This window comes from Paraburkholderia humisilvae, assembly GCF_902859855.1.
GTDB classification, from domain to species: domain Bacteria; phylum Pseudomonadota; class Gammaproteobacteria; order Burkholderiales; family Burkholderiaceae; genus Paraburkholderia; species Paraburkholderia humisilvae.
In genome coordinates this window covers 1-25173 of the sequence record NZ_CADIKH010000051.1, presented here as the reverse complement: position 1 = coordinate 25173, position 25173 = coordinate 1, and the positions used below count along the sequence as shown (strand labels likewise).

24 protein-coding genes and 1 pseudogene are annotated in these 25173 nt (G+C 61.1%); 9 read left to right on the top strand and 16 right to left on the bottom strand.

The features are described 5' to 3' along the window. Positions 1-138: 138 nt before the first annotated feature. Positions 139-777, bottom strand: coding sequence for a TetR/AcrR family transcriptional regulator (locus HV796_RS32560; protein WP_175232009.1), 639 nt, complete (start codon positions 775-777; stop codon positions 139-141). A 180-nt stretch (positions 778-957) separates the two neighbouring features. Here HV796_RS32560 and HV796_RS32555 point away from each other — a divergent pair, with 180 nt between their 5' ends. Then, positions 958-1731 carry an SDR family oxidoreductase gene (locus HV796_RS32555; RefSeq protein WP_175232025.1) on the top strand — a complete coding sequence of 258 codons (774 nt, stop codon included), beginning with the start codon at positions 958-960 and terminating at the stop codon, positions 1729-1731. 601 nt (positions 1732-2332) lie between these two features. Here the strand turns inward: HV796_RS32555 and HV796_RS32550 are convergent. Further along, a complete protein-coding gene (locus tag HV796_RS32550; RefSeq protein ID WP_175232008.1) occupies positions 2333-4027 on the bottom strand; it encodes a thiamine pyrophosphate-binding protein in 1695 nt (564 codons plus the stop codon). Between the two features lie 139 nt (positions 4028-4166). Here HV796_RS32550 and HV796_RS32545 point away from each other — a divergent pair, with 139 nt between their 5' ends. Further along, on the top strand, positions 4167-4625 hold the full coding sequence (locus HV796_RS32545) for an Lrp/AsnC family transcriptional regulator (protein ID WP_175232024.1): 459 nt from the start codon (positions 4167-4169) through the stop codon (positions 4623-4625). A 100-nt stretch (positions 4626-4725) separates the two neighbouring features. Here the strand turns inward: HV796_RS32545 and HV796_RS32540 are convergent, their stop codons facing one another. The 8 genes from HV796_RS32540 to HV796_RS32505 form a co-directional block, all read right to left on the bottom strand. Continuing rightward, the gene (locus HV796_RS32540; protein WP_175232007.1) at positions 4726-5583 is read right to left on the bottom strand and encodes an enoyl-CoA hydratase/isomerase family protein; all 858 of its coding nucleotides are present in this window, start codon (positions 5581-5583) and stop codon (positions 4726-4728) included. 194 nt (positions 5584-5777) lie between these two features. Beyond that, complete coding sequence (locus tag HV796_RS32535; RefSeq protein WP_175232006.1) at positions 5778-6224, bottom strand: OsmC family protein; 447 nt, start codon at positions 6222-6224, stop codon at positions 5778-5780. A gap of 74 nt (positions 6225-6298) precedes the next feature. After that, entirely contained in the window at positions 6299-6745 is a 447-nt protein-coding gene (locus tag HV796_RS32530) for an Ohr family peroxiredoxin (RefSeq protein WP_175232005.1), read from the bottom strand. A 408-nt stretch (positions 6746-7153) separates the two neighbouring features. After that, complete coding sequence (locus HV796_RS32525; protein WP_175232004.1) at positions 7154-7360, bottom strand: hypothetical protein; 207 nt, start codon at positions 7358-7360, stop codon at positions 7154-7156. 36 nt (positions 7361-7396) lie between these two features. Continuing rightward, positions 7397-8344 (bottom strand): Vgb family protein, encoded by a 948-nt coding sequence (locus HV796_RS32520; RefSeq protein WP_377694723.1) that lies wholly within the window; start codon positions 8342-8344, stop codon positions 7397-7399. A gap of 315 nt (positions 8345-8659) precedes the next feature. Continuing rightward, positions 8660-10012, bottom strand: a complete 1353-nt coding sequence (locus HV796_RS32515; RefSeq protein ID WP_175232002.1) for an epoxide hydrolase family protein — start codon at positions 10010-10012, stop codon at positions 8660-8662. 127 nt (positions 10013-10139) lie between these two features. Then, complete coding sequence (locus tag HV796_RS32510) at positions 10140-11132, bottom strand: carbon-nitrogen hydrolase family protein (RefSeq protein WP_175232001.1); 993 nt, start codon at positions 11130-11132, stop codon at positions 10140-10142. A 75-nt stretch (positions 11133-11207) separates the two neighbouring features. After that, positions 11208-11690, bottom strand: coding sequence for a MarR family winged helix-turn-helix transcriptional regulator (locus tag HV796_RS32505; protein WP_175232000.1), 483 nt, complete (start codon positions 11688-11690; stop codon positions 11208-11210). Between the two features lie 449 nt (positions 11691-12139). Between HV796_RS32505 and HV796_RS32500 the strand changes: the two genes are divergently transcribed. Both HV796_RS32500 and HV796_RS43485 read left to right on the top strand, forming a co-directional pair. Further along, a complete protein-coding gene (locus HV796_RS32500; protein WP_175231999.1) occupies positions 12140-14035 on the top strand; it encodes a hypothetical protein in 1896 nt (631 codons plus the stop codon). A 90-nt stretch (positions 14036-14125) separates the two neighbouring features. Then, positions 14126-14272 carry a hypothetical protein gene (locus HV796_RS43485; protein WP_217478050.1) on the top strand — a complete coding sequence of 49 codons (147 nt, stop codon included), beginning with the start codon at positions 14126-14128 and terminating at the stop codon, positions 14270-14272. 66 nt (positions 14273-14338) lie between these two features. Here the strand turns inward: HV796_RS43485 and HV796_RS32495 are convergent, their stop codons facing one another. The 6 genes from HV796_RS32495 to HV796_RS32470 form a co-directional block, all read right to left on the bottom strand. Then, positions 14339-15514, bottom strand: a complete 1176-nt coding sequence (locus HV796_RS32495; protein ID WP_246356153.1) for a GAF domain-containing sensor histidine kinase — start codon at positions 15512-15514, stop codon at positions 14339-14341. 201 nt (positions 15515-15715) lie between these two features. Next, a complete protein-coding gene (locus tag HV796_RS32490) occupies positions 15716-16201 on the bottom strand; it encodes a low affinity iron permease family protein (RefSeq protein ID WP_175232023.1) in 486 nt (161 codons plus the stop codon). Between the two features lie 164 nt (positions 16202-16365). Beyond that, positions 16366-17454 (bottom strand): extracellular catalytic domain type 1 short-chain-length polyhydroxyalkanoate depolymerase, encoded by a 1089-nt coding sequence (locus tag HV796_RS32485; RefSeq protein WP_175231997.1) that lies wholly within the window; start codon positions 17452-17454, stop codon positions 16366-16368. Between the two features lie 38 nt (positions 17455-17492). After that, positions 17493-17918 (bottom strand): CopG family transcriptional regulator, encoded by a 426-nt coding sequence (locus tag HV796_RS32480; RefSeq protein ID WP_175231996.1) that lies wholly within the window; start codon positions 17916-17918, stop codon positions 17493-17495. Positions 17919-18261: 343 nt separating this feature from the next. Then, positions 18262-18984: an RsbRD N-terminal domain-containing protein gene (locus tag HV796_RS32475; RefSeq protein WP_246356152.1), complete on the bottom strand. Its 723-nt coding sequence runs from the start codon at positions 18982-18984 to the stop codon at positions 18262-18264. A gap of 316 nt (positions 18985-19300) precedes the next feature. Beyond that, positions 19301-20227 (bottom strand): LysR family transcriptional regulator, encoded by a 927-nt coding sequence (locus tag HV796_RS32470; RefSeq protein WP_175231995.1) that lies wholly within the window; start codon positions 20225-20227, stop codon positions 19301-19303. Between the two features lie 657 nt (positions 20228-20884). On the opposite strand from HV796_RS32470, the gene HV796_RS32460 reads away from it, so the two are divergent. The 5 genes and pseudogenes from HV796_RS32460 to HV796_RS32440 form a co-directional block, all read left to right on the top strand. Further along, positions 20885-21859 (top strand): helix-turn-helix domain-containing protein, encoded by a 975-nt coding sequence (locus tag HV796_RS32460; RefSeq protein ID WP_175231993.1) that lies wholly within the window; start codon positions 20885-20887, stop codon positions 21857-21859. A 176-nt stretch (positions 21860-22035) separates the two neighbouring features. Next, entirely contained in the window at positions 22036-22701 is a 666-nt protein-coding gene (locus HV796_RS32455) for a C39 family peptidase (protein ID WP_246356151.1), read from the top strand. Positions 22702-22994: 293 nt separating this feature from the next. Next, positions 22995-23090, top strand: coding sequence for a K(+)-transporting ATPase subunit F (gene kdpF / locus HV796_RS32450; protein ID WP_175231992.1), 96 nt, complete (start codon positions 22995-22997; stop codon positions 23088-23090). Next, positions 23087-24895, top strand: coding sequence for a potassium-transporting ATPase subunit KdpA (kdpA, locus tag HV796_RS32445; RefSeq protein ID WP_175231991.1), 1809 nt, complete (start codon positions 23087-23089; stop codon positions 24893-24895). Before kdpF ends, kdpA begins: the two co-directional genes overlap by 4 nt. Positions 24896-24919: 24 nt before the next feature. Continuing rightward, positions 24920-25173 (top strand): annotated as a pseudogene (locus HV796_RS32440) (potassium-transporting ATPase subunit B); the annotation flags it as partial.

Here is a 25173-nt window from a genome sequence, read left to right as displayed (position 1 = left end):
GATCCTCGATACCGCAGCGGATTTGGCACACTCATGACGCTGCGTGAGACGGTAAGCGGGCCATATACGGACGGTCACGAGTGTCGGCTTTAGGCCAGGCTGGTTGTTTTCAGCATTGCAAACTGCGGGCGACCGCCATCAGCAAGGCGCGGCGCCACTGGGCCCGGCGCGCCCGGTCTCGGGCACGGTCGAGCGGCCGATCGGCCAGGTGGCCAGCGCCTGATCGGCAACGGCGCACAGCATCTCGCGTCCAAATCCTGCCTTTGCCTGCACCGCCATGCCGTGCACAACGGCCATCACGAAGGCTGCAAGCGCGTCAGGCCGCGCGGTCGTTGGCAAGTCGCCCTGGTCTTTCGCCCGTTCAAAGCGCTCGCGAAGCAACGCCTCGCCCTCGGCACGGACCTGGATCAAAGCCTGTCGTACAGGCTCCGCCTCGTCCGAGGCCGCCATGGCCCCGTTGATACCGAGGCAACCGGTGTGGTTGGGAAACCGCGTGTTCAGTTCGACCGAGCCATAGAGGATGTGCGCCGCGACTTCCCGTGCGGTCGGCAGCGCAAGAGCGACTGGGACGAAGTCCATGTATCGCTCGTAGTAGCGAGTCAAGGCCCGCCGAAACAGTGCTTCCTTGTTCCCGAAGGCGGCGTACAGCGCTGGACGCTCCACGCCCGCGGCCTCGGTCAGGTCCGCGTAGGACGCACCTTCGTAACCCTTGCGCCAGAAAACGCACAGCACCGCATCGAGCACCTGCTCCACATCGAACTCACGATGCCGTCCCATGGGTCACCTCGTCTTTCGTAGCCATCGTTCTGAAAACTGCTTGACAGTCCATGTCCCCCAATTATACTGATCGTTATCGTAACGATCGTTACGAAAAAAACCTCTCGGCGTTTGGCGCTCTCCGCCTTCCTTGGCAACGAGCGCGTTGATCCAAACCCGAATCATCATTGGAGACAACAGATGTCTGGAAAACTGTTGAACAAAGTCGCCCTCGTCACCGGGGGCTCGCGAGGAATCGGCCGCGCCGTTGCGCTGGCGTTTGCGCGCGAGGGTGCATCGCTGATCGGCGTGCACTATGCAAGCAACGTCCAGGCCGCTGAGGCGACGGTTCGCGATATCGAAGCACTGGGCGCCAGGGCCGTCGCCATCCGCGCCGATCTGAAAGGTGGCAAAGAGGCTGCCGAGCGGGTGTGGGATCAATTCCGCACTGCCGTGGTTGCCGTTACCGGCGATTCCAGGTTCGACATTCTCGTCAACAACGCCGGCGTGTCGCCCGCGATCTCACTGGCACACACCTCCGAGGCAACCTTCGACGAGATTCTCGCGACCAACCTGAAGGCCCCCTTTTTCCTCATCCAGGTTCTCGCCGATCACATCCGCGACAACGGGCGCATCATCAACGTCTCGACGGGATTTACACGCGTCGCCGCGCCTACCCATCCCGTCTATGCGGCGTCCAAGGGCGCGCTCGAAACGCTTACGCTGGCGCTTGCGCCGGAATTCGGACCGCGCGGGATCACGGTGAATGCGGTGATGCCGGGCGTGACGGAAACCGACATGAACGCTTCCTGGATCAACGTGCCGGAGGCGCGCGCCGGCGCGGAGGCGATGTCGGTGTTTGCACGCGTGGGACAGCCCGCGGACGTCGCCGATATCGTCGCCTTCACGGCCTCGAACGACGCGCGTTGGATGACGGGCCAAGTCGTGGACGCGACAGGCGGCGTACGGCTCTGATCCCTGGCGTCGTCGCGAGTGGAAGCGGTCTTGAGCCAGACCGCCAGACTCGATTCTGGATTCGGATCGTAACCATCTGCATCGGCGGTCGGACGCATGTGCCGAAGACATGCAGACGACTGCTTTCCGATGCCAGGTCCTGCTGTTCGAATGACAGCAACGGGGCGCGGGCAGTCCGTGGCCGCGGACCCCATTTGCGGCTCGGCATGAGGCAGTAGTCGGCCAGTAGCGGACAGTCATTCTGGCAACCTCGACCGAATCAAACGACCGGTGATCTACCGTGATCTGACATTCGCTGCGGCAGCGGTGACAGGCACGCGCATCCGTCTCATGCGTGGGTGGATAGACGCGATAAGCCAATCGCAATGGTGCCTGCCAATCAGTCCATTGCGAAGCAAGCGCGTGCGTTGAGCGTTCCTTTAACCGCACGATGCCGTTGCACGCTGCCCCATGCAGCCGCCGCGGAGGAATGCGGGGGCCTTCAACGCATGGGCCGCCGGGCACTCTCGCCAACTGCACGATGACGCTCGTACATCGACGATTGGGCCAGCCATGAATTCGCCAACCTGAGGAGGACGCGCGCGGGCACTGGTCCTTGAGATCAACTCGATATGGGCACTTCGACGAGGTTCGGCTGCCCTGAACGGATGCCATCCTCCACGGCGGCGGCGATGTCGCCGGCCCGCTCGACACGCCGCGCCGGCACACCGAGCGACAAGGCGAGGCTCACGAAATCGATCGCAGGGTCTGCGATGTCCATGCCGATGAACCGGTTCGCTCCGGCGCTGCGGTACTGCGTCTGGGCGCGCACGTTGTTCTTCAGGATGTTGTATTCGCGATTGTTCAACACGACGAAGGTAACGGGCACGCGCTCGTGCGCCGCTGTCCAGAGCGCCTGCGGTGAGTACATGGCGGAGCCGTCGCCAACGAGGCAAACCACGGGGCTGCGATCCAGCGCCAGCGACGTGCCGACCGCCGCTGGCATGCCCCAGCCGAGCGTTGCGCTGCGGGTGAACACGTATTGTCGGACCGAGGCCGAATTGAGGCATGTGCGCACATGCCTGATCGAGACAGGGGCTTCGTCGACGATCGGAAGGTCCGGTCCGATTGCCCTGATCGTCTCGAACGCGGCGACGAAGGGGGTGGTTGTTGGCGCGTCGAACTCGCGGGCCGAGCGATTTGCCGCCTCAACCCGGCGTGCATCGCGCTCGCGGGCCGCGGCCTCGCGAAGCCTGGCGATTGCTCCTTTCTGCGGCAGAAGCTTCCGCGCGAATATCGGCAGTAGCGCTCTGAGCGAAAGTCGTAGATCGCCGACGAGACCTAGCGCCGTCCCGTGAACCCGGCCAAGCTGATGACCGTCGCTCGTGAGTTGGAAGAGTCGGCAATGCGGCGGGATGGCGGGTCCTCCGGAATAGGGGTTGCTGATCAGCGAATGGCCGCCGAGAAGCAGAACCGCGTCGAAAGGAGCGAACGTCTCCCGCATGTCGGCCGCCTTCGGCGGCAAGGTTCCTCGCCACTGCGGATGGGCGGTCGGGAAGGGGATGTGGCCCGGCCAGGATGCACCGAAGACCGGCGCACCGAGCGCCTCGGCCAGCGTCACGGCTTCGCCGCTGGCATCCGCCGCGAAGACCTCCTCACCGACGACGAGCGCAAGGCGGCCGGGCGTCACCTGAGCAAGCACATCAGCCAGTTTGTCAAGCTCGCTCGCCACCGAGGCCCGCTCGATTCGGGACGCCTCGCCCGCGTCCATGATCGTGCGACGCTCCATCGTATCGATCGGCAACGACAGGAACACCGGGCCAGCGGGGCCCGTACGGCAGTCCTGCAGGGCGCGGCGCAGCAACATCGGGATATGCTCGGGATGGCGGATTTCCTCCGCCCACTTCACGTTCGGACGCGCGATGCCGACGAGATCGCCGTGAAGCAGTGGATCGGTCACGCTGTGGCGCGTGTCCTGCTGTCCGGCGGTGACGACGAGTGGCGTGTTCGCCACCTTCGCGTTGAAGATCGCGCCCATCGCGTTGCCGAGGCCGCCCGCTGTGTGGAGATTGACAAATCCTGGCCGGCCGGACGCCTGTGCATAACCGTCCGCCATTGCAACCACTGAGGCCTCGTGGAGGCCGAGAACATAGTCGATGCCGGAGCTGTCCGCCAGTGCGTCCAGCAACGGCAGCTCGGTCGTACCCGGATTGCCGAAGATATGCCGTACGCCTTCGCTTTGCAGCACTTCTACGAAAAGATCCGCGCCGCGTCGTTCGCTTGCACTTAGTGGGTTAAGGGTCGAGCTCAATGTCATGTGGGCAGCCGTCGAAAGGGTTCAGATGAAGAAAAAGTTTAGCCCTGACCGGTGCGCACGCGATTGCGAAATAGCTTCAAGTCATATTACATTGAGCGCTGGATATCTCATTCCTCCTGTTCCGCGCAATCCAATGCCCATTAAACTCGACACACTTGATATTCGTATCCTTCGCGCGCTCCAGCGTGATGGCAAGCTACCGAACCTTCAACTAGCCGAGACTGTCGGCCTATCGCCGTCACCCTGTCTCAGACGGGTACGGCGCCTGGAGGAATTGCGGGTCATTGAAGGGTATGTGGCGTTGCTCAACACGGTCGCGACAGGTTTGGGACTGACCGTGTTTGCGCGCATATCGCTGGTGTCCCAGGATGCGGAAACTGTGGAGCGTTTCGCAGAAGCTGTGCGACAGTTACCGGAGGTTCTGGAGTGTTACATCATGGCCGGCGAATGCGACGCGCTGCTCCGTGTCGTTGCCGCCGACATCGACGCCTATCGGAAATTCCAGAGCACGCATCTCGTCCGAGCCATCGGCGTGCAGACGGTAAAAACCGATATACCTTTGCAGAAGGTCAAGCAGTCCACGGAATTGCCGATCTAACGCGTGAGAGTTCTCGCCGTCCGCGGCTTGCGGAGCGCTGGGTGCGAACAGGCTCCGGCGCACAGCGACGGCGGGTGCCGCGCGAATGGCAGGAAGAGGCTCAGCCCTTCGGTGCGCCGGCGCGTGGCGGGGCGCTGTCATCGGCGCCTGCCGGCCCTAGTGTAGGCAGGTATCTGCCGAAGTTCATTTCGAAGTCGCCCGGAACTCCATAGGCCAGACTACGGAGCCTGGCGCGGCGTGCCTGCCCATTTGGCGAGGTCAGTGCCGGGAAGAACAGGTCGATGCTCGACTGGAGTTCCGCAGCCGTCGGCGTTCCAAACCGATTGACCTGGGCTTTCGCCGCGCCGAGTGTTTCACGGTCGAATGAGGCCAGACGTTGGACAAGCGTATCGACAAAGGAATCGAGATCGTCATCGTCCAGCGTGCGGTTCACCCAGCCATAGCGTTCGGCAACGTCGGCATCGAAGTCGTCGGCGCTGAGGATAATCTCAAGTGCCCGCGAACGTCCGACGAGGCGCGGCAGCCATTCCAGCGCCCCGCCTCCCGGAAGCAGACCGACGCCGACTTCGGGGTTGCCGAATAGGGCACTCTGCCTGCTGGCGAAGCGCATGTCGCAGGCCAGCACGAACTCGTTACCAATGCCGCGCGTGCGGCCGCGAATCTTGGCGATGCTAACGACCTGAGTGGACGACAGCCGTAGCACAAAGTCACGCCAAAGGCCCAACACCTCCGGCCGTTCGGCTGCCTTGGCGACATCAAGATGGGCGACGAAAAAATCGGGGTTCGCCGATTGGAACACGACGACCTTCACGGACGGGTCCAACTCGAGGTCAGTCACGAGTGCACCCAATTCGACGATCGTCGCAGGAACAAACATGTTGATCGGTGGATTGCTAAAGGTGATTGTCCACCGGCCCGGATAGCTGCGGTCGATGTCGAGTTGCGAAGAGTCGGGCATGGTGCTTCTCCTAAGGCGACTGGTAGACCAGTGTTGCGTTCAGGGCGATCTCGGGCCGTGGCCGCTTGCACGTTCGCAGACGCTTTCGGCGCACGAGCCGTGCAACGATGAGCTTAGTCTTCGCGATGGGGATTCGCTAAAACATGTTCAGTGAAGAGCACGTGCCCCCAGACCGAGTCACGTGCCCTGATGGATCACGCCGTGACGATGTTCGTAGCGATCTCGATGTTGCCGCGCACAGACTTCGAGTACGGGCAGATCTGATGGGCCAGGTGCGCAATTTTCTGAACAACTTTCTTTTCCACTCCCGGCACGCGGATGTCGAACTGGGCGCCGAGCAACCATGCGGCACCGGTCTGCCCGATGTTCACCTGGATGTCCACGGAATAGTCGGGCGGGAGTGTGACCTTGTTCAGTTGGGCCGCCATCCCGAACACGGTGGTGTAACAGGCAGACCAGGCACCCGCAAACAACTGCTCGGCTCTCGGGTGCGGCTCGGTGCCGACGTAATCGAGGTTCTCAACGCCCGCCGCTGTCAACGTGAGGTCGTAGACGCCAAACTCGCCGCGCTGGGCATCGGGGTCGCGATTGACCGTGATGTGGGCGTTACCTGCGGCGAGGACTTTTTCGATCTTTTCCATGATGAATTCCAATGTTGATGAGGGTATTGAGTGCATTCAAATCTTGTGCGATGTAATCGTGAGCGTTGTTTCGGTCACGCCGTGACGACGTACAGGCCGACCTCGATGTTGCCGTGCACGGCCTTCGAGTACGGGCAGATCTGATGGGCGCGGTTCGCGATTGCCTCGACGACCTCGGCTGCCAGACCCGGCGCGCGAATGGTGAACTGGGCGCCGAGGCCAAAGCCGTTACCGACCGTCCCGATACTGACCTGGACGTCCACGGAATAGTCGGGCGGCAGCGTGACCTTCCGCATCGACGCGGCAATTTCGAACGCGCTGATGTAACAGGCCGACCACGCACCCGAAAATAACTGCTCGGCTCGCGGGTGCAGCTCGGTGGCGATGAAATCGCGGCTTTCACCGTTGAGCGCTGACAGCTTGAGGTCGAGGACGCCGCGCTCACCACGCTGGACATCGGGGTCGTGATTGACCGTGGCGTTGGAATTGCCTGAGAAAAGGACTTGATCGATCTTGGTCATGATGGATTCCAATGTGAATAAGGGTACTAAGCGTTGTACATCGCATGCGATTCAATCGCTTGCGTCGAATAATGAAGAAGGACGCTTGCGGTGTCAATCGCAAAAGATTTAATCGCATGCGAGTTTTGATAGTTGATACTATGTTTTTCATAGGTACTTGATGTGCATACCGTATGCGATGCGCGGAACGTCACGAATCGTCCGACCAAAGCAGTTCGACATCGCCTGCGCGACGCGATCAACTGACGACGGTGGACGTCGTGCGGCGAGCGCTTAACACAATCGAAGTCGGCGCGGAGGAGGGGTCCACTGACGAATTCCCTCGGCAGTTGCAGGGCGAACTTTCGGCGGGCGTGTCGCCCACCGTCCGTTCCGGGTCGCTGCACTCACACGCAGCCACGCCAGCAGCTAGCGTCGCCCGCTGCGGCCCCATACGTACCGTACCCACCGCTGCCATCGGCTTTTAGGCGCGAGCGCGTGGTGCGCGGCCTGCGTCTCATGGTCCCGCTGGATGGATTTCCGCACCTGTTCGTGGATCTGCCGCAGCGTCATGCCACCCGGGCCCTTCAGTTGGTCGGGATCGGAATCAGGATCGCGATCGGAATCGTCAGTCATGGAAGTTGCCTGGAAGAGCTAACGGTTGATGTGGGGTCACTTGCTGTCGACCATCGCTGCGCCGGACCGGTAGCGCAGCAGATGATCCGTGCCCGACTCGGAAAGCCAGACTTCTGCTGGCCGGCCCATCATCTGACGGACGTTCGCGTGCGGCCGCGGCAGCGCAAACGTGTCGAATCGTTCGGTTCGTGGGTCGAAGCGGACTAGCGCGTTAGCGCTCCATTCGCTGAGCCAGACGATGTCTTTGTCGTCAACGAATATCGCATACGCATGCGGATCGGCGCCTGGGAGTTTCCATTCGCGCCACCGATGCGTCGCCGGATCGAACACACCCACCTTTCCCGCGTTCCACTCGCTGATCCAGACGCGTCCTCTTGAATCGGACCACACCCGGCGTGCTCCCTGTTCCGGTGTCGGCGGCTCGATGACCTGCGCTTTGCCGCTCACCGGATCGATGCGGCCGAGGTAGCTGCCAGCCAGTGAAGCGAAGTACAAGCTGCCGTCAGGCGTGACACAGATTCCATAGGCGCCCGGCCCGCGTGGCGCATTGAACACGCGCATGCTGCCGCTTTCCGGGTCAAGTTCACCATAGATTCCACTTTGTCCGGTAAACCACAGGTGGCCTTGTTTGTCGAAGACCGCCGTGTTCAGATTGGCGCTCGGTCGGTCTTTGGGCAACGGGAAGCGCGCGACAGCGAGCGTCTTCGGATCGACGCGCACGATCGCGTTCAGCCCGCCGTCGGTGATCCACGCTGCGCCATCCGGACCGATGATCACGCCGTGCGGCGCCGATCCGTTGCCGAGCGGGACCCGCTCGGTCTTGCCGCTGCGCGGGTCCAACCTTCCGACTGCGCCTTGCGCCTGCGCGGTATACCAGACGGTGCCGTCAGGCTCTGGCGCGACATCGTGCGGTGCGCTGCCGGAGGGCACCGCAAATGAGTCGAACGAAGGGGCCTGAGCCCGCGCCGAACCTGTTGCCAACATCGCGCCCACCAGAACCGACGCAAAATATCGGGAGACTCGGGCTGCGAAAATTCCCTTCACCGTCGCCGAAACCGCGGTATTTGCGATGTGAACCATGTCCGCCTCCGTGACCAGAATTGGCTTGCACTGGCGCGAGCTTATTGTGGCACTAACTGTTCGCGGGGCTAACGGGTGGCCCGGAAGCGTCGACGCGCACCCACGACAGATTTCACGGCCCCAAATGCGATTTGATCCAGCGATACAACTGCTGAATTTCCGCGTCGCGCGGATGCTCCTCACGCCAGGTAAAAAAGTAGTCGAGGAGCGTGTCGCGTTCTACGCGCGCAAGGACCTTAACCCCGTGCGCACTTCGTTCGCGAAGATCATCGGCTCTTCCCATGCGGCGAAGTGCCCGCCGGTTTCGGGTTTGTTGAAGTAAATCAGGTTGTGATAGGCCCTTTCGGTCCAGCTCTTCGGCGCCTGGTAATTTTCTCCCGGAAACGCGCTGACAGCGGCGGGCACGTTGACGTCGGCCGCGAGGAAAAAATTCGCGTGCGATTCCCAATAGAACCGCGCCGCCGAAACGCCTGTATTGGTCAGCCAGTAAAGCGTGATGTCGTCGAGTACGTCGTCTCGCGTGAGCGCGCCTGCTGAATGACCGTTGACGGGATGACCGAGCACGGCTGCGCTCAACGCGGCGGCTGGCTGGCCGTAACCGTCCCCATGGTCGAGCAGCCAGGAAGCTAGCGCGATGGGCGAGTCGGCGAGTCCGTACAGCGTCTGTGGGCGCGTACCCATTTCGAAAGCGTAGCCTCGCTTCTTCTTGAAGTTGGCGCTCAGTTGCTCATACGCGTGCTTCTCCTCGTCCGACAAGCCGGCAGGCATCGGGTCGCCCGCCGCCAGCGATTTGAGAATCTCAGCCGGAACGGCGGCCGGGAAGTTCACATGAATGCCGATCAGTTCCGGCGGCGCCTGTTTGGCCATGATGTTCGTCACGATGCCGCCGAGATCGCCGCCCTGCGAAGCAAACCTGTCGTAGCCCACGCGTTTCATGAGCACGACCCATGCGCGCGCGGTACGCTCCGGTCCCCAGCCCGTTGTCGTAGGTCTCGCCGAAAAGCCGTAACCGGGCAATGAGGGAATCACGAGGTGGAAAGCATCCGAAGCTGGCGCGCCGTACGCGGTCGGATTGACGAGCGGGTCGATGATCTTGAACTGTTCGATGACCGAGCCGGGCCAACCGTGGGTCACGATCAACGGCATCGCGTTTTCGTGCTTTGACCGCACGTGGATGAAATGGATATCGAGTCCGTCAATCTCAGTGATGAACTGCGGATACGAATTCAGCCGCGCTTCACACTTGCGCCAGTCGTAGCCGGTCGCCCAGTAATGAGCGAGCCCCAGGATAGTGGCGAGTTGAATGCCCTGCGATTCGTCGGGCACCGTCTCGCGATCCGGCCAGCGCGTGTTCTTGATGCGGCGCCGCATGTCGACGAGCTGCGCGTCGGGCACGTGAACGCGGAACGGCCGGATCGCCGTCCGGTCGCCGTTCGCGGGCTCGGTGATGTTGCCGGTTGCCGGACTCGTTTCCGCGAAGGCGAGCCGGCTCAGCGAGCCTGCCGCGAGCGCCGCGGCGGCCATACCGACAAAGTGCCGGCGCGATGAGGATTGGGGCGTGTCGTTAGACATGGGATCGGTCTCCTGCCTGATCAGCGGGTTGCGTTGCGTGTGAAGTCCGCGACGTGCAGCTTCACGAAGTCATACATGCTCATGGGCTTGCGGCCCATGAGTTCGAACAGGTCCAAGGTTTGCAGGATCATGCAGCCTGGGTGCGCGGATCGTCGGCCCCCAGGTGGTTGACGATCATCGGGTGTGCAGCGCGTTCGTGAACATGCGCGGTCGGCGTACGGTCGATCATCAGACTCAGCAATTCTGGGCGGTTGTAGTGGCCGGCCGAGTCCATCAGCATCTTGCGGCGGTCGATTTGCGCGAAGTCGAGATCGACGATCACTTCGCCTTCACCCGAGCGAAGCGGCTCGGCCATCAGCATGCCGTCAGGAGCGACGATCGTGGTGAAGCAGCCCCCCGAGATCGGACCGATTCCACAACCGGTATCTTTCATGATTTGCGCCTGCTGGTCCGCATCCAGCCACGCCGTTGCATTGACAACGAACGCGCCGGATTCGAGCGCATGCTGGCGGATGTTGATTTCCATGCGCTGGGTAAAGCCCTCGCCAAAAGCGGAACCCGGGTACATCGCCGAATGGATCTGCTCGCCGTCGGCGATCATCGCGTAGCGGGCGAGCGGGTTATTGTGCTCGAAGCATGCAAGCTGGCCGATGCGGCCGACTGCGCTGTCGACTGCACGCAAGCCCGAGCCATCTCCCTGGCCCCAGATCATGCGTTCGAAATGCGTCGGCGTGATCTTGCGGCGGCGCTGGATCAGCGTACCGTCGGCATCGAATAGCAATTGTGTGTTGTACAGCGTGCCGCCATCGCGCTCATTGACGCCAATGGATACGACCATGCCGGCCTTTCGCGCGGCTTCGCCGATTGCGTCGGTAGCGGCGGACGGCACAGTCACCGCCTGTTCGAGCAGGCGCAGATGTTCGGTGCCCGACAGAAGCTCGATGCCCGTCTGGACGGCCGCAAAGTAAGGGTAATAAGGCACGACCGTTTCGGGGAAGGTGGCGAACTGCACGCCTTTCCGGCCGAGTTCGTGGATCTTCTGCACGACCTTGGCGACGGTGGCTTCACGACTGTAGAGCACCGGGCTGAACTGGACGGCGGCGGCTTTGACGACTTTCATCACACATTCCTTGACGAGGGGAGGGGACTACCTGGTATTGCTCAATGTCGCATATGCAACATCGACTGAAAAACTTCAGCCCGTGCGCAGCGGCAAATCGCGCGCGATATTCATCAGCTCATGGGCACCGGCCTCTCCGAGCAGGCGCGTCGCGTGGCTTTGTGCAGTCGACCACGCGCTCGCGGCGCTTTTGAGCAATGTCTTGCCTTCATGCGTGAGCCAGAGAGGGCGGCTGCGACCATCGCTTGCCGGAACGCCTTCGGTCACCCAGCCCCGCGCGATCAGCGGCTGCAGATTCCTTGTCAGCGTCGATCGGTCGTGGTGATTCCTTCGGCCAAGATCCGAGCGGCTAATGGGCCCGAACTCCGCGATCAGCACGAGCAGTGAGAACTGCGGCGCCACGATGCCGAACGGCCGCAACGCATCGTCATAGACGGAGGTCAGGACGCGGCAGATCTGCCGGGCGCGCGTCAGCAGACAATGGCGCGCGATCTGGCTGCTTGGCGGTTTATCCGCGGTGCGGCCCGGTTCAACGGTTGCGTTCGACTCGTGTTGCATATGCACTACCTCGGCAAGCCCGGTTTTTGCGGCGCGGTGTTTTGCTCGCGATGGGCGTATTTGAGCGGATGAACGTATCCCGCTCGTGTCCGAAAGTGGGTGGTGTGTAAGCGTGCGTATCCCTATCTGTTGTAGATACGTAGGGATACAAAGGGAAGGTGCGCGCGAGAGGGAGGGAAATGACGAGGGCGGTGGCGTGATCAGTGCGCGGTCGCAATCACACGGACAGGTGACGGAGTCGTCAGCATGTGGCGAACTGGTATTCTTCGCCTTCCGATGTGCATTCGTATGAAAGGATGCCGCTGCGTGTACAAAAGCCCGGTTAGTCAAACCCGCTAGACGCTTTACGCGAGCTTACACAAGCTTTCTAAAACATCGCTTGCTGGGGAGCCGGCGTTCGGTAACTGGCGGTCTTGACGCAGCGAAATAAAAAAGCTCAAGAGGGGAAAATGACGGCCGTCAAACGCATCCTGTTTCTGTTTTCGATCCTGGTGCTCAGCGCTTGCCATGGTGGAGCAAGTGGCTCTTCGGGTTCCAGCGGCACGCCCACCGTATCGACGGCTATCGCCGCCAGCAGCCTCAGCAATGTGCCGGTCAACAAGAGCACACCAGTCATCGTCGCGTTCAACCCGGCGAATGGCGGCAGCGCAACGGCATTGACGGTTACAACAGGTCTTTCAACGTTGCCTTCGGGATGGAGCGCCGCTTCGCCGTCGTTCACATGCGCGACCGTCAACGCGGCGAACCCGTGTGATCTGAAGCTCACCTACGACCCGAGCACAGCTGGCGTGTCCGGCACCCTGACACTCGGCTTCACTTACCTGGACAGCCAGGGTCGGCAGCAACAAGGCAGCGTCGGGATTACATACTCATCGGCGGCTGCCAATTCAGTGGCGACGAGCGTGGCTCCCACTGGCCCGGTTCAGGGCATCGTGGGCTCGACCAGCACGGTAAGCGTGACATTCGCGTCGGGCGATGGTGCGCCGGACAGCAATGTGGCACTGGTGACAGCCCCTGACTCGTTGCCATCGGGATGGAGCGTGCAAGGCTCGGTGCTGCCCTGTGCGACGGTAACGAGCGCCGGCAGCTGCCAACTGCAGCTGGCCTACGCGCCCATCGCGGCTGCGGCGTCGGCTACGCTCACCCTTGAATTCAGCTATACCGACGATGCAGGTGCCGCGCGCACCGGGTCGGTCGCAATCGCCTATGGCGCGGTGACACCCGGCGCCGTGACGGCAACGGCGGCGCCGGCTAGCGCGAGCTCCACCTTTATCGGTTCGACGGCGGCCGTGAGCGTGGTCTTCAGCGCGACGGGCGGCGCGGCGACGAATCTGCAGATCACGTCGGCGCTACCCACCGGCTGGACGCTCGCTGGAGGCACGCTGCCTTGCGCGCAGGTCGGCAGCGGCAACACGTGCGAGGCGACGCTGAACTACGCGCCCGTGTCAGCGACTTCCGCAACGACGTTGACGCTGCAGTACGCGTACACGGATAACTTCGGCGAGGCTCGCACTGCACAGTTGAACATCCCCTATGGCGCTGTGCCTCACATCGCCTACATCACCAACTTCGCATCAAACTCGGTGACGCAATGCACGTTGAGCGTGATGGGCGCCCTCGAGAACTGTACGCAGGCAACGTCGCCTGTCATCAGCGCGCCGATAGGTATCGCGCTTAACGGGACGCAAGCGTACATAGGGGGTCTCAACGGGACGATCACACTCTGTCATACCGGGCCCACAGACTTGTCTGGCTGCGTGTCTGCGCTAGCGGGCGGTGATGAATCGGAAACGGTCGCGTTCGACGGCAACGTCGCGTTTATTTCGAATCAAGGCACTTCGACCGTGGAAACGTGCACCGTGGCGGCCGACGGAACGTTGAATGGGTGTACCGTCGCGACGAACGTGACGCCGTTTCTGACTGCGCCCTCTGAGCTGGCATTCCAGGGCGCCCACCTCTACATTCCGAATGCTGTGTCTCCCGATATCACCGTCTGCCAGGTCACGGCCGGGGTGATTGGACCTTGCACCAACACCTCCGTCATTTCGCCTTCGACAAAAGTGGTGCTGAGCGGGACCAGCGCGTATCTGCCGATGCCTGCGCTGAACTCCGTCCAGCAGTGTTCGGTCGGCGCCGATGGCTCGCTTGGCACGTGCGCGGATTCCGGCGCGGGCGCCGTGTTCAACCTCCCGTTCGGCATGACGCTATTCGGTGGCTATGCCTATATTGTCAACCGCGGCAGCAATACGATTTCGCAGTGCACGGTGGCGGCGAACGGTCAACTGAGCGCTTGCGTGGTCTCGGGGACCGCATTGAATAGTCCGATTGACATCGCGATCCAGTAGGTGCGCGTGGAGCCGTCGTGCAATGGCGGCTTTCGGCGCATTTCCGTTGACTTGTGACGAAGCCGATTACTGCGTCGACCGGGGGAATCCGTGGTCGGCTACGTCATTGCCAGCTTTTCCGAACCACTGGATTTCGCATGGCCGGAAGAAGCGCTGAGCTTCGCCGAGCGGCGAGCGCACACCTTCGTCGACTGCGCGTTCACAGCGCATCGAGATGAGGAGGCCAGACGAGCGTAGCGGCGGAGTTGGCGAGGATGTTGCCGGCAAGCAATGTAGAAACGGCATCCTCGGTGTGAACGCGCGTCAGATCGGATTCGCCGACTGCAGCATGAACGGAATCCGGACGGTAAAACACGTCCCCCGCTCAGCGGTCGAGCAAACCTCGAGCGTGCCGGAATGCGCTTCGACGATCTGCTTGCAGATGAACAAACCGAGTCCCAGGCCGCCACCCGGCGCGCTCGATGGTGGTCTCCAGTAAGGCTCGAACACCCTGCGCTGCAAATGCTCCGGAATCGGATTCCCGTCATTCGAGACCGTCAGGACGACGTGTGCAGCGTCCTGGGTGACGCGCACGATAACCGGGGTATCTTCCGCTCCGTGCACGAGGGCATTTCCGAGGAGATTGGAGAGCAGCTGCTGCAGCCGACCGGGATCGCCGCGCACGGGCGAGGCGTTCGCGATATCGCACACGATGCGCCGCCCCGGATTGGCATCTCTAAGCTCGTCGACGACTGCCTGCCAACGACTACTGAGGTCGGCAATCGATTGAAGAGACAGTGCAATACCGCCGCCCAGCCTGCCCCTGGCAAAATCCATCACGTCGTCAATAAGCCGCGTCATTCTGGCGACGGTGCGCTTCAGACGTTGTCCCGCAATCACCAGGTCAGGATCCGACTGCCGGCGGACCAGCAACTCCGCAGTCGCGTTGACCGCAGACAGCGGATTGCGCAGGTCATGCCCGAGGACCGCGATGAACTGCTCCCGCAGCGCCGCGTTTTCCCGTTCGGTGGTCAGTTGATCTTCAGTCGACCACTGGCGCATCTCATTGTCCAGCTGCATCGCGATCAGGCTGGCGAACACCTCGAACATCCGTACCACGCGCGGTTCCGATACCTTTGCCGGGCACGCATCGATTGCGCACAGATTGCCGAAATACTCACCGTTTGGCAGGACGATCGGAACCGATATATAGCTCTCCAGACCGTAAATGGCTGGCGTGTGGTGATCGTGATACGTCGCGTCCGCGCTGAACTGGTCAATGACGATCGGCATCCGTGCAGCCCGCGACTCAAAACAGAGCGTGGTGCGCAGCTCCAGCTGGCCTCCGGGTTTGAGCCCGAAATTCACCCGATCGTGGACAGCGCATGCGGTCCACGAGGTGTCGGTAACCCGCGCGATCGCGGCGAAACCCATCCCGGTCTCGTCGCAGATCATGCGCAGGATGGCCGGCACCGCACCGATGCGCGCGATTGCCCCCATGTCTCGCGTCAGCGATTCGTGTGAATCGGATGAAACCGGAATAGTTTGCATGGGCAGTCCCCGTGATACCCGCATTCTGCCTTGTTTTTCCGTCTGCCAGTCGATCGGCTCGCGCGGATTGCGATGGTCGTTCAGCCTTGTACAAAAGCGGTCATTGCGAAGGCTGGTTTGGACCTGGTCATTCTTGAGTTCGCTTGCAGGTCACGTCTGTTCGGTCGGACCCACCGTCTTGCTGTCATTTCCGGTGCCGGCGCCACTCAAGCGCAGATAGGCTGCGGCCAGCCGGCGTAATTCTTCCTCGCTCGCATCTTCGATTCCGATCATTCCGTTGCTGGCCGCTCGATGCGATGCAATCAGTTCGTTAAGCTTCAGATGCAGGGCGACGCTATCCTTGTTCTGGCTTTGCTGGATCAGGAAAACCATCAGGAATGTGACGATCGTTGTGCCGGTATTGATAACCAGCTGCCAGCCGTCTGAGTAATGGAAGATCGGGCCCGTTACAATCCAGATGACCACCGTGATAACGGCCAGTCCGAATGCGACAGGAGAACCCGCGAACCGCGTAATGATGCTGGCGAACCTGTCGAACATACGTGAGACAGGGTTACTGCTCGCATATGCCGGGCTTGAACTGTCCGGAACTGTCTCGAGCGTATCGGTTGAGGACCGGCCGTGTGGATGTTTCATCATGCGCCCCCGTCGGAAATATCGAACGATGAGCAACGCGCATGCCGCGTGGCCGGCAAATGCACCCGGGATCGTCGGTCACGAAGCGCGATTCCTGCGACGCCAGTTGTGCACCGCCGTCGTCGGCGCCTATCACCGAACTCGCGATAGCGCCGGCATTTCCATCAGATCGACTTCGGATGGTCGAGAAAAAAGCGCAGCATTTCGGCACTCGCGTCGGGACCTGCGGGATCCGTATAGCTACCGCCGGCATCACCGCCGGCCCACGCGTGAGACGCACCGTGTATCGTCCACAATTCCGCTTCCACATGATCGCCAGAGGTCAGTCGCCATACCGAACATTCCCGTGATGCCGCGTCTGCGCCACACTTAGTGCGACCGTGATGCGCTTGCGTTTCGAACCCCCGCAGGATCCGGGCAGCATTCGCCACGTGGACCGTGCGATCAGCGTCACCATGAAAGACGATCATAGGCCGTCGGGACGAGCACGCACTGACATTGCGCGACATCCTTCCAGACAGTTCACCGCCTTTCATCGCGGCGAGCGCGGAGGGCAGATCATGCGCGCAGTGCGCGGGCAGCCCCGAATGCACACCAGCCGCCGCATACAGTTCGGAATACTCATCGATCATGATCGCTGCCATTGCACCGCCCGCTGACATGCCCGCGATATACACGCGCGCCGGGTCGACGTCATACGTCGCCATGATGTCACGTGTGATGCCCGCGATCAGTGACGGTTCGCCGCGCTCGCGCTGCTGGTCGCCTGGCTTGAACCAGTTCCAGCATCGGGACGGATTGGCCTGCTGCGGCTGCACCGGATAGGCCACCAGAAACCCATGCCGCTCGGCAAGCAGGTTCATCCGCGTGCCTGCTGCAAAGTCTTCTGCGTTCTGGGTACAGCCGTGCAACATGACGATCAGCGGGCGCGGCTCACCGGCTGCCGACGCGGGTACGTATAGCCGATACTGACGGCGTCCCGCCGCATTGGCGTAAGAGAGCGTGTCGAAATGGCTGCGATACTCAGCGTCGACGCTCGATTCACGCGCTACAGGGGCCGCAGTCTGCGTCGCGAGTTTCCCGACACGCGGAAGAACCGTGGCCGTTTCCTGAGCGTCGCCGCTGGCAGCTTTGCTGGAGGGATTACCCCGCAACGCGCGCTGTATCGCTTCGGTCGCCTCGACCGGGCCGCGTGTTTGCAACAAGGCCATCGCTTCGTGCATCGAGTTCAAAAAGCCTTCATTCAGTTTCATGGGTGTGCCCGGTGATCGGATCGGATTGACCTGCGCGGCTAGCGGACTCGGGCTCCGAGTGCGGCCTTGACGGCAGGCGAAGCATGGAAGGCTCCCAGCACCACGACACTTTCGATGGTCGCAAGCGCGAGTTCCGGTGAAACGTCATCGGCGATGCTGGCAAGTCCCAGCACGTGAACGTTGAGATGCTCGTGCGCCGCGCGCGCCGCTTCCAGGTCCTGTCTGGAAAAATGCTGCATGCCCAGCACGAGCGCGCGACGCGTGATGCTTTCCTGCATAAAGGGCGCGTGAATCGCGAGCTGGTTCCGGATTGCCGTTCGAATCAGGTCGGTGCGGTTCGAGTAAAAACCCTCTTCAACCAGAAGATCGATTTGCCCGAGGTCAACAGGGCCAAGGTTGATCGTGATTTTTTCCGATTCGCCCCCTTTGGAACGGGGCGGTACGGTCACGGCTGTCTTTTTCATGGTTCCATCCGCTCTCCATCCATACGGATGGTTATAGGCTGCTATTCGCTGCGACGCAACATGAAAAAATGGGGCGCGCTCGCGTATGCGCAGCAGTGTCGCCGGCGTGTTAGCTGGATACCAGATCGCGGCCGTTAGCGGAGGTTGTATTTAATTCGTCATCCTGATCTCCTTGAAACCCGCATCGCCGGCGAGCGCAGGCGCGGCAATCGGCGCAAAAAAGCGGGTGATCAGGCGATCAGTCTCACGGCGATCTCCGCGTCGGGGTTCTTGGGCGAATGATGAGCGCGCAAGCCCGGCCACCCATCGGCATTGAGAAAAGTGCTAATTGCATTGTGACTTCTCACATACTCATCAGATCACCGAGCCGCGACGGTATCCACACGAGCAATTGCCCGCGATACCAGATGTCGACGAGTTCATCATCGGGAAACTTAAGCCGGCGGGCAGTGGCCACGACAATTCGGTCCAGCTCGCTTTTGAACGTGGGCGAATTGCTGTCGATCGAGCGTACGTCGATCGCGAGCGCTATTCTCGGGACAGTCGGATCGAGCCTAAGGGCAACTGCGGTCTTGGCGAATCCCTCGGTATCTTCGGGGTGGTAGAAAATAATGCTGTGCAACTGATATCGAAGCGATTCTCGCCAGCGAGCCTGTTTATACTGTTCGTCCAGATAAGCCTGAGAGATGATTTGCGCGAGAATATCGAAGAACTCCATCAGAAACGGAGAAATCCGGAATAGGAGTTCGTCGCGCAACAGGTCGTTTTTCTCGTCGAGTTCGGTATAGATACACCATAGCTCTCGAGAGCCCAGCCGGAACGCGCGCAGCAGCACATCGAGGGTTACGCCCTGGTGGACCCGGCGGCGCCCGAAGTCCCGGAACGCTTCGAGTTCTTCCTCGGATGGCGCGCTACCCGATAACAACGTGTTGAACCAAAGCTTCATGGACCAGTTGATCGAATTGCGCGTGTCGAGTCGGGTCGGGGCATCCTGATCGGCGTACGGCTTGATGTTCATCAACGCCGCGTGGATGCGCCTGATGGCGTTCTCATAGTCGAGCGCCAATTTTTCAGTCCAGTCGCGTAGGGCCGGCGATATTTGGGGGATGTTGGTTACCGCGTTCTGTGTTCCTCCTTGATTCCTTGTGGACGATCGCGCACCCACCCCCTATCCCGACGCATTGCATGACAGCTGTGCATACGTCTTTCGGCTCAGTTGTGTCGAGGCGAGGGTGACGCCCTGTCTTCCTAGTTCGGACGCGCCGGAGCCCCGTTGGCGAATGGTAGACGTGCAAGTGAGACAAGCGGAGTCGAAACGCATTGTCACCATCAACAAAGGCATTGTGACTCAAGCTCGCCAGCCAGGTTGACACGCTGGGTGATCAGCCCGCGACGACCGCTTCGCCGTGCAACGCAGTCACCTGCCGCTCACGCAGCAGTTCGATGAACATGCGCAACGGCGCCGGCACGTAGCGCCGGTCGGGATAATACAGGCACAGGCCGGTCGAGCTTACCGTCCAGTCCTCTAACACGGCAACGAGCCGTTGCGCCGCGAGATCGTTCGCTACGTGTGCGTCCCAGAGATAGGCGAGGCCTGCACCGGCAACCGCGGCATCGCGCATTAACGTCGGTTCGTCGAGCGTCAGCTCGCCGGGGACGTCGAGCGCCAGTCGCTCTCCGCGCCGCTCGAATTCCCAGCGATAGGGCGCGCCGCTCGGCCAGCGAGCGCGTATGCACGTATGTGACATCAGGTCCTGCGGCGCGCGCGGCTTCTCGCGCTTCGCGAAATAGGACGGCGCTCCGACGATGCAGAAATTCAATGCGCCGCCAAACGGTACCGCGATCATGTTGCCAGGCACCGCGTCGGCCATCCGGATACCGGCATCAAACCCTTCACCGACGATATCGACAAAGTGCGCCTCGGTGGCAATGTCGACGCACATCTGGGGAAAGCGGCGCAGATACTCCAATACGACTGGCACAAGGAAGGCCCGGGCGGCCCCGACCGCGCAGTTCAACCGCAAGGTGCCAGTCGGCGTTGCGCGATGATCGGCGACTGCGGTTATCGCCAGCTGGATTTCGGACAGCGCCGGACTGACCGCCGCGACGAACTGCCTGCCGGCCTCGGTAAGCGCGACGCTGCGCGTGGTGCGGTTGAAGATCCGCACGCCCAGGCGCTTTTCGAATTGCGCGATCGCGCGGCTCACCGCCGTTGACGACATACCCAGTTCGCGCGCCGCCGCACGAAAGCCACGGAGCCGCGCGACCGCAAGCACGACGTCGAGTTCGATCAAGCCTGATTTATGCATTGTCCCGCTTTCCGAATCACGTTGTGCAAGTCTATCTGCCTTGTCAATGCACATGCAAACTGGATACGCTCATAGCGCGGCGGTCGGACGCGGAGCACTATCCGATGCAGAGCGTTGCTGTTCGATGCGGAGCATTCTTCTACCGCAAACGGCCTCCGGTGACGTAGGCCGTGTCGGGCGTCCTGACGAGGTCGCCGCAGCGGTTGCCTATCTATCGAGCGCCTATGCCGACGAGGTGACCGGAGCCACCATTGCTCTGGATGGTGGTACGGTCCATTTGGCATGTTGATTCGAGTGACGAGGTAAGTCTGGTGGAGTGACGGCCTGGCCCACCTGATTGTTTGGCACCACGCAGGCTACGCCACGCAGGCCAACGCGATGCTGTCTGCTCACGTTCGTTGTTGTACCCGGACTCGACGCGCTAAACCCTGCTGAAGTTTTCTTAAATATCCAGAACGGCTTTTCGGGATGTGCGTTGCCATTCCTGGCGCATCAATCGCACGTATAGTGGCGATCGCTCAAGGAATAATGGTTTGCACAAGACCGTTTTGTAATGGACTTCAGATCAAGCTCATACGCCATTTCGTGTGATCTGCATGGCGGCTTCGCCGGTTCTCGCGGCGCTGCCTGACTGTCTTTCAAACCTGGGAAATTGTCGTGTCCGTGAATATTGTCCGCTTTGAGGGGGATCAGTTACTTGATGAGATCAATCGGCATCTGTGGGTCGGTATTCTTTTGGACTACTACGGCATGAAATGCGAGCTGTCCAGCGAGCGGCCGACCGATTGCAAGATCGTCGACTGGCTGGCGGGGGAGGTGCAGGTGATCGAAGCGGAGCTCGCGCATCAGACCCTGTCGCCGGTGTTGCGCGAAGGTGCGAGCTGGGATGGTAGTCATCTCTTTGTCATTATCGTCAGACGGGGGGCCGTCGCGATTCGGCAAAATGGCGTCATACGCACCTTCGATGAGGGCAGTGTGCTCGTGCTCGATCCATTGAACGAGTTTACGCAGCGCATCGGCGAGTTGTCGCGCTTCACGTTGTTGCGCTTGTCGAGGTCGGCGCTGCAAGATCGGGGCATTCCGTGCCGGCTCGACGACATCCGGATCGGCGATGCATCGTCGCAAGATGTGCGCGCGGTGCGCGATTTTCTGCTGCTGTTCGCGCGGCAGGGCGGCACGGTCAGCGGTGAGCTTAAGAAGCGCCTTGCCGAGCAGTGTCTCGATTTGATGGACATCGTGCTGAGAGAAGAGGCGACCACCGCCAAACGATCGAGCGCGGCCGCGGTGGTGTTGCGCGCGAAGCAGGTCATCGCGCGACTGGCGCGCAATCCCGATCTGGACCTGGCGCGCATCGCACGCGAATTGAACGTATCGACGAACTATCTGACGCGCGCGTTCCGCTCGGCGGGGCAATCGCCAATGCGCTATGTGATGTCGTTGCGGCTCGACTTCGCGGCGCAACTGCTTGGCGAAGGAACGCTGCAGGTGAAGGAAATTGCGTTCCGGTCCGGGTTTATCAATGCCTCGCACTTTAGCAATGCATTCAGGCTGAAATATGGCATGACGCCGCGCGAATTTAGCGTCGCGCGTCAGGTCGAGCTGGCGCAGGACGCCGAATACCCGTCCGGTTAATCTGCGTCGGCGCCCACCGGGATGGATCGTTCCGAAGTCGAAAAATGAAAGCCGTCGCTCGACTTGGCACACGCTCAACGAGCCTGTGAATTTGACATCGGCGTTTAGAATGATGGGCGATTTAATCGCGATCGCCTGGCATCAGTCTTTTTTAAATTGATCGGAGCATCTTCTTCGTGTCCTCGACGCCTGATCCGCTAGCCACCTCGGTAGCGCCGCTCACGCTGCTGCGCCATATCGGAGTCCCTTACCACACACAGTGGGGCAGCGCCGACTGGGTGCATCGAATCGTTGAAGACAATGCAGACCCATGCGATGAGATCGGATGGCAGCAAAGCGGCTTCACGGAACCTGATCAATACCGCTTTTGGGCCAAGCGCCTTTGCGGTCTGACTTGCCTCGAGTCGGCGCTCGATTACTGGGGCATCGGTCATCCGTTACGCGCGGCCCTGCTGAACGATGCGCTGCGGCACGGGGTGTATCGGCTGCGCGACGACGGCGGGGTTGATGGATTGATCTATCGGCCTTTCGCGCAATGGATTGAGGCGGCATTCGGCGTGCGCGTCATCGTGCTGACTGAAACGCCAATCGAGACCATCGCTGCACAACTCGACAGGACCTCGCTGGCCATCGTGTCCGTCAGTCCTGAGATTCGCCACCCGTGGCGAAACAATGCGCATCGGGGCGGGCACCTGGTCCTGCTGCACGGGCGGGACCCATCCGGCGTCTGGTTTCACAACCCATCGGGTACCGGGGATCAACAGGCCGATGTGTATTTGCCTTATCAGCAATTCACGCGCTTCTTCGCACAACGTGGCATGGTCCTGACGCGCTTGACGTGAACGCCCGATGCTCACCGCATCGGGTGGTACGGATCGCGCGGCTATCGGCGCATGTGCCGGTGTCCACTCAGAGTGGCTTTTTGCGCGCCGCGCTTACACGACTTTTCCTGCCCTTTCCGCGGTCTTAGCCTCGCCTTTATCCGTTCCCGGATACCGTACGCACGGACAAATTCGTTCCAGGGGTTACAAAAAATGGACTTGCTTTACGTCGCCGGCATCGTCGGTTTTTGCGTCGTGATCGCTTTGCTGGTTGTGGGCTGTGACAAGCTCAAACGCGCTCCCGGAGGTCGTCCATGAGTGACTGGATGATCTGGCTCGCCGGAGCTTCGACCTTTTTCCTTTTCGCGTACCTCGTGTATGCCTTGCTACGCGCGGAGACCCTCGAATGAACGCTGATGATCTGTTCCAGACCGCGCTATTCATTATCGTGGTGCTGGTGATTGCCTTTCCGTTTGGCCGCTATATGGCGTCCGTATTCAGCGGAACCTCGATTGTCGTGCGGCGTATCGGCCGACCGATTGAAAACCTGCTTTACAGGGTTGCTGGCGTCAATCCTGAAGTGGAAATGAACTGGAAGCAATATGCGTTTGCGGTTCTCGTTTTCAGTGGGCTGGGCACGCTGGTTCTCTATGCGTTGCTGCGCACCCAGCAATGGCTTCCGCTCAATCCCCAGGCCATGGGCCCGATGACGCCTGATGCGGCCTTCGACACCGCCGTCAGCTTCGTCACCAACACCAACTGGCAGGACTACGGTGGCGAAAGCACGCTGAGCTACCTGACCCAGATGCTTGGGCTCACGGTGCAAAACTTCATCTCCGCGGCAGCGGGTATCGCGGTCGCCGTTGCGCTGATTCGTGGCTTCGCCCGCCATACGTCGCAGACCATCGGCAACTTCTGGGTCGATCTGACGCGCATCACGCTTTATATCCTGATACCGATTTCGTTTGTGCTCGCGCTGCTATTCATGAGCCAGGGCGTGATTCAGACATTCGAAGGGTACAAGGACGTTCCGACGCTGCAGACGACGACTTACCAGACGCCGAAGAAGGATGCGCAGGGCAATCCGGTAACGGATGCGAAAGGCAATCCGGTGATGGTGGACAACAAGGTCGACACGCAGACCATTGCGATGGGCCCGGTCGCATCGCAGGAAGCGATCAAGATTTTCGGTACGAACGGCGGGGGGTTTTTCAATGCGAACTCCGCGCATCCGTATGAAAACCCAACGCCGTTCTGCAACTTCCTGCAGGTTGTGGCAATGCTGTCCATTCCGGCCGCGCTGTGTGTGACCTTTGGCATCATGATCGGCGACCGGCGCCAGGGGATTGCGCTGCTCGCGGCGATGGCCGTTGCCTTCTCGTTCGCCTGCTGGGGTGAGATTGCTGCCGAGCAATCCGGCAACCCGCTGTTTACATCGCTGCGCGTCGATCAGTCGGCAACGTCAGCGCAGTCGGGCGGCAACATGGAGGGCAAGGAAACGCGCTTCGGTATCGCGCAGTCCGGCATGTTTGTGGTGTCAACGACGGCGGCGTCGACGGGTGCGGTGAACACGATGCACGACTCGCTCACGCCGCTGGGTGGATTGATTCCCATGCTGCTGATCCAGCTCGGCGAAATGATTTTCGGGGGCGTGGGCTCGGGACTCTACAGCATGCTCGCGTTTGCGTTGCTGGCGGTGTTCGTCGCAGGCCTGATGATCGGTCGTACGCCGGAGTATGTCGGCAAGAAGATCGAATCTTATGAAATGAAGATGATCGCGATCGTCGTGCTGCTGACGCCGTTTCTCGTGCTGGTGGGTACGTCGATCGCCGTCCTGACGGCTGCGGGCACGGCCGGCATTGCGAACCCGGGGCCGCACGGATTCTCCGAGATTCTGTACGCGTTCACGTCCGCGTCGAACAACAACGGCAGTGCGTTCGGCGGATTGTCCGTGAACACGCCTTTCTACAACGTGGCCCTTGGCATTTGCATGTGGCTTGGCCGCTTCGTCTGGATAGTGCCGGTGCTGGCTGTCGCAGGGGCGCTTGCCGCGAAGAAGCGTCTGGCCGTCACCGCCGGCACGCTGCCGACTCATGGATCACTGTTCGTGGTGGTGTTGCTCGGGTCGATTGCGCTGGTGGGTGCGCTGACCTATGTGCCTGCGCTTGCGCTCGGCCCGGGTGTTGAGCATCTGATCATGCTCGCAGGCAAATGAGCAAGAACTGATAGAGAGAAAAGCATGACTAACACTGACAAGCCAGTGCCACGACAGCCAGCAAAGGCGCCTCAAGGGGCGCGGCATACGGGCGGAACGAAGGATTCGGCGGCGAGTTCGATGTTTGATCCGGTGCTCGTGCGTCCCGCGATCGTGGATTCGTTCAGGAAACTGACGCCGCGCACGCAGTTCCGCAACCCGGTGATGTTCTGCGTGTACGTCGGCAGCATCCTGACCACCATCCTGTGGCTGGCCGCGCTGTTCGGCCAGGCCGAGGC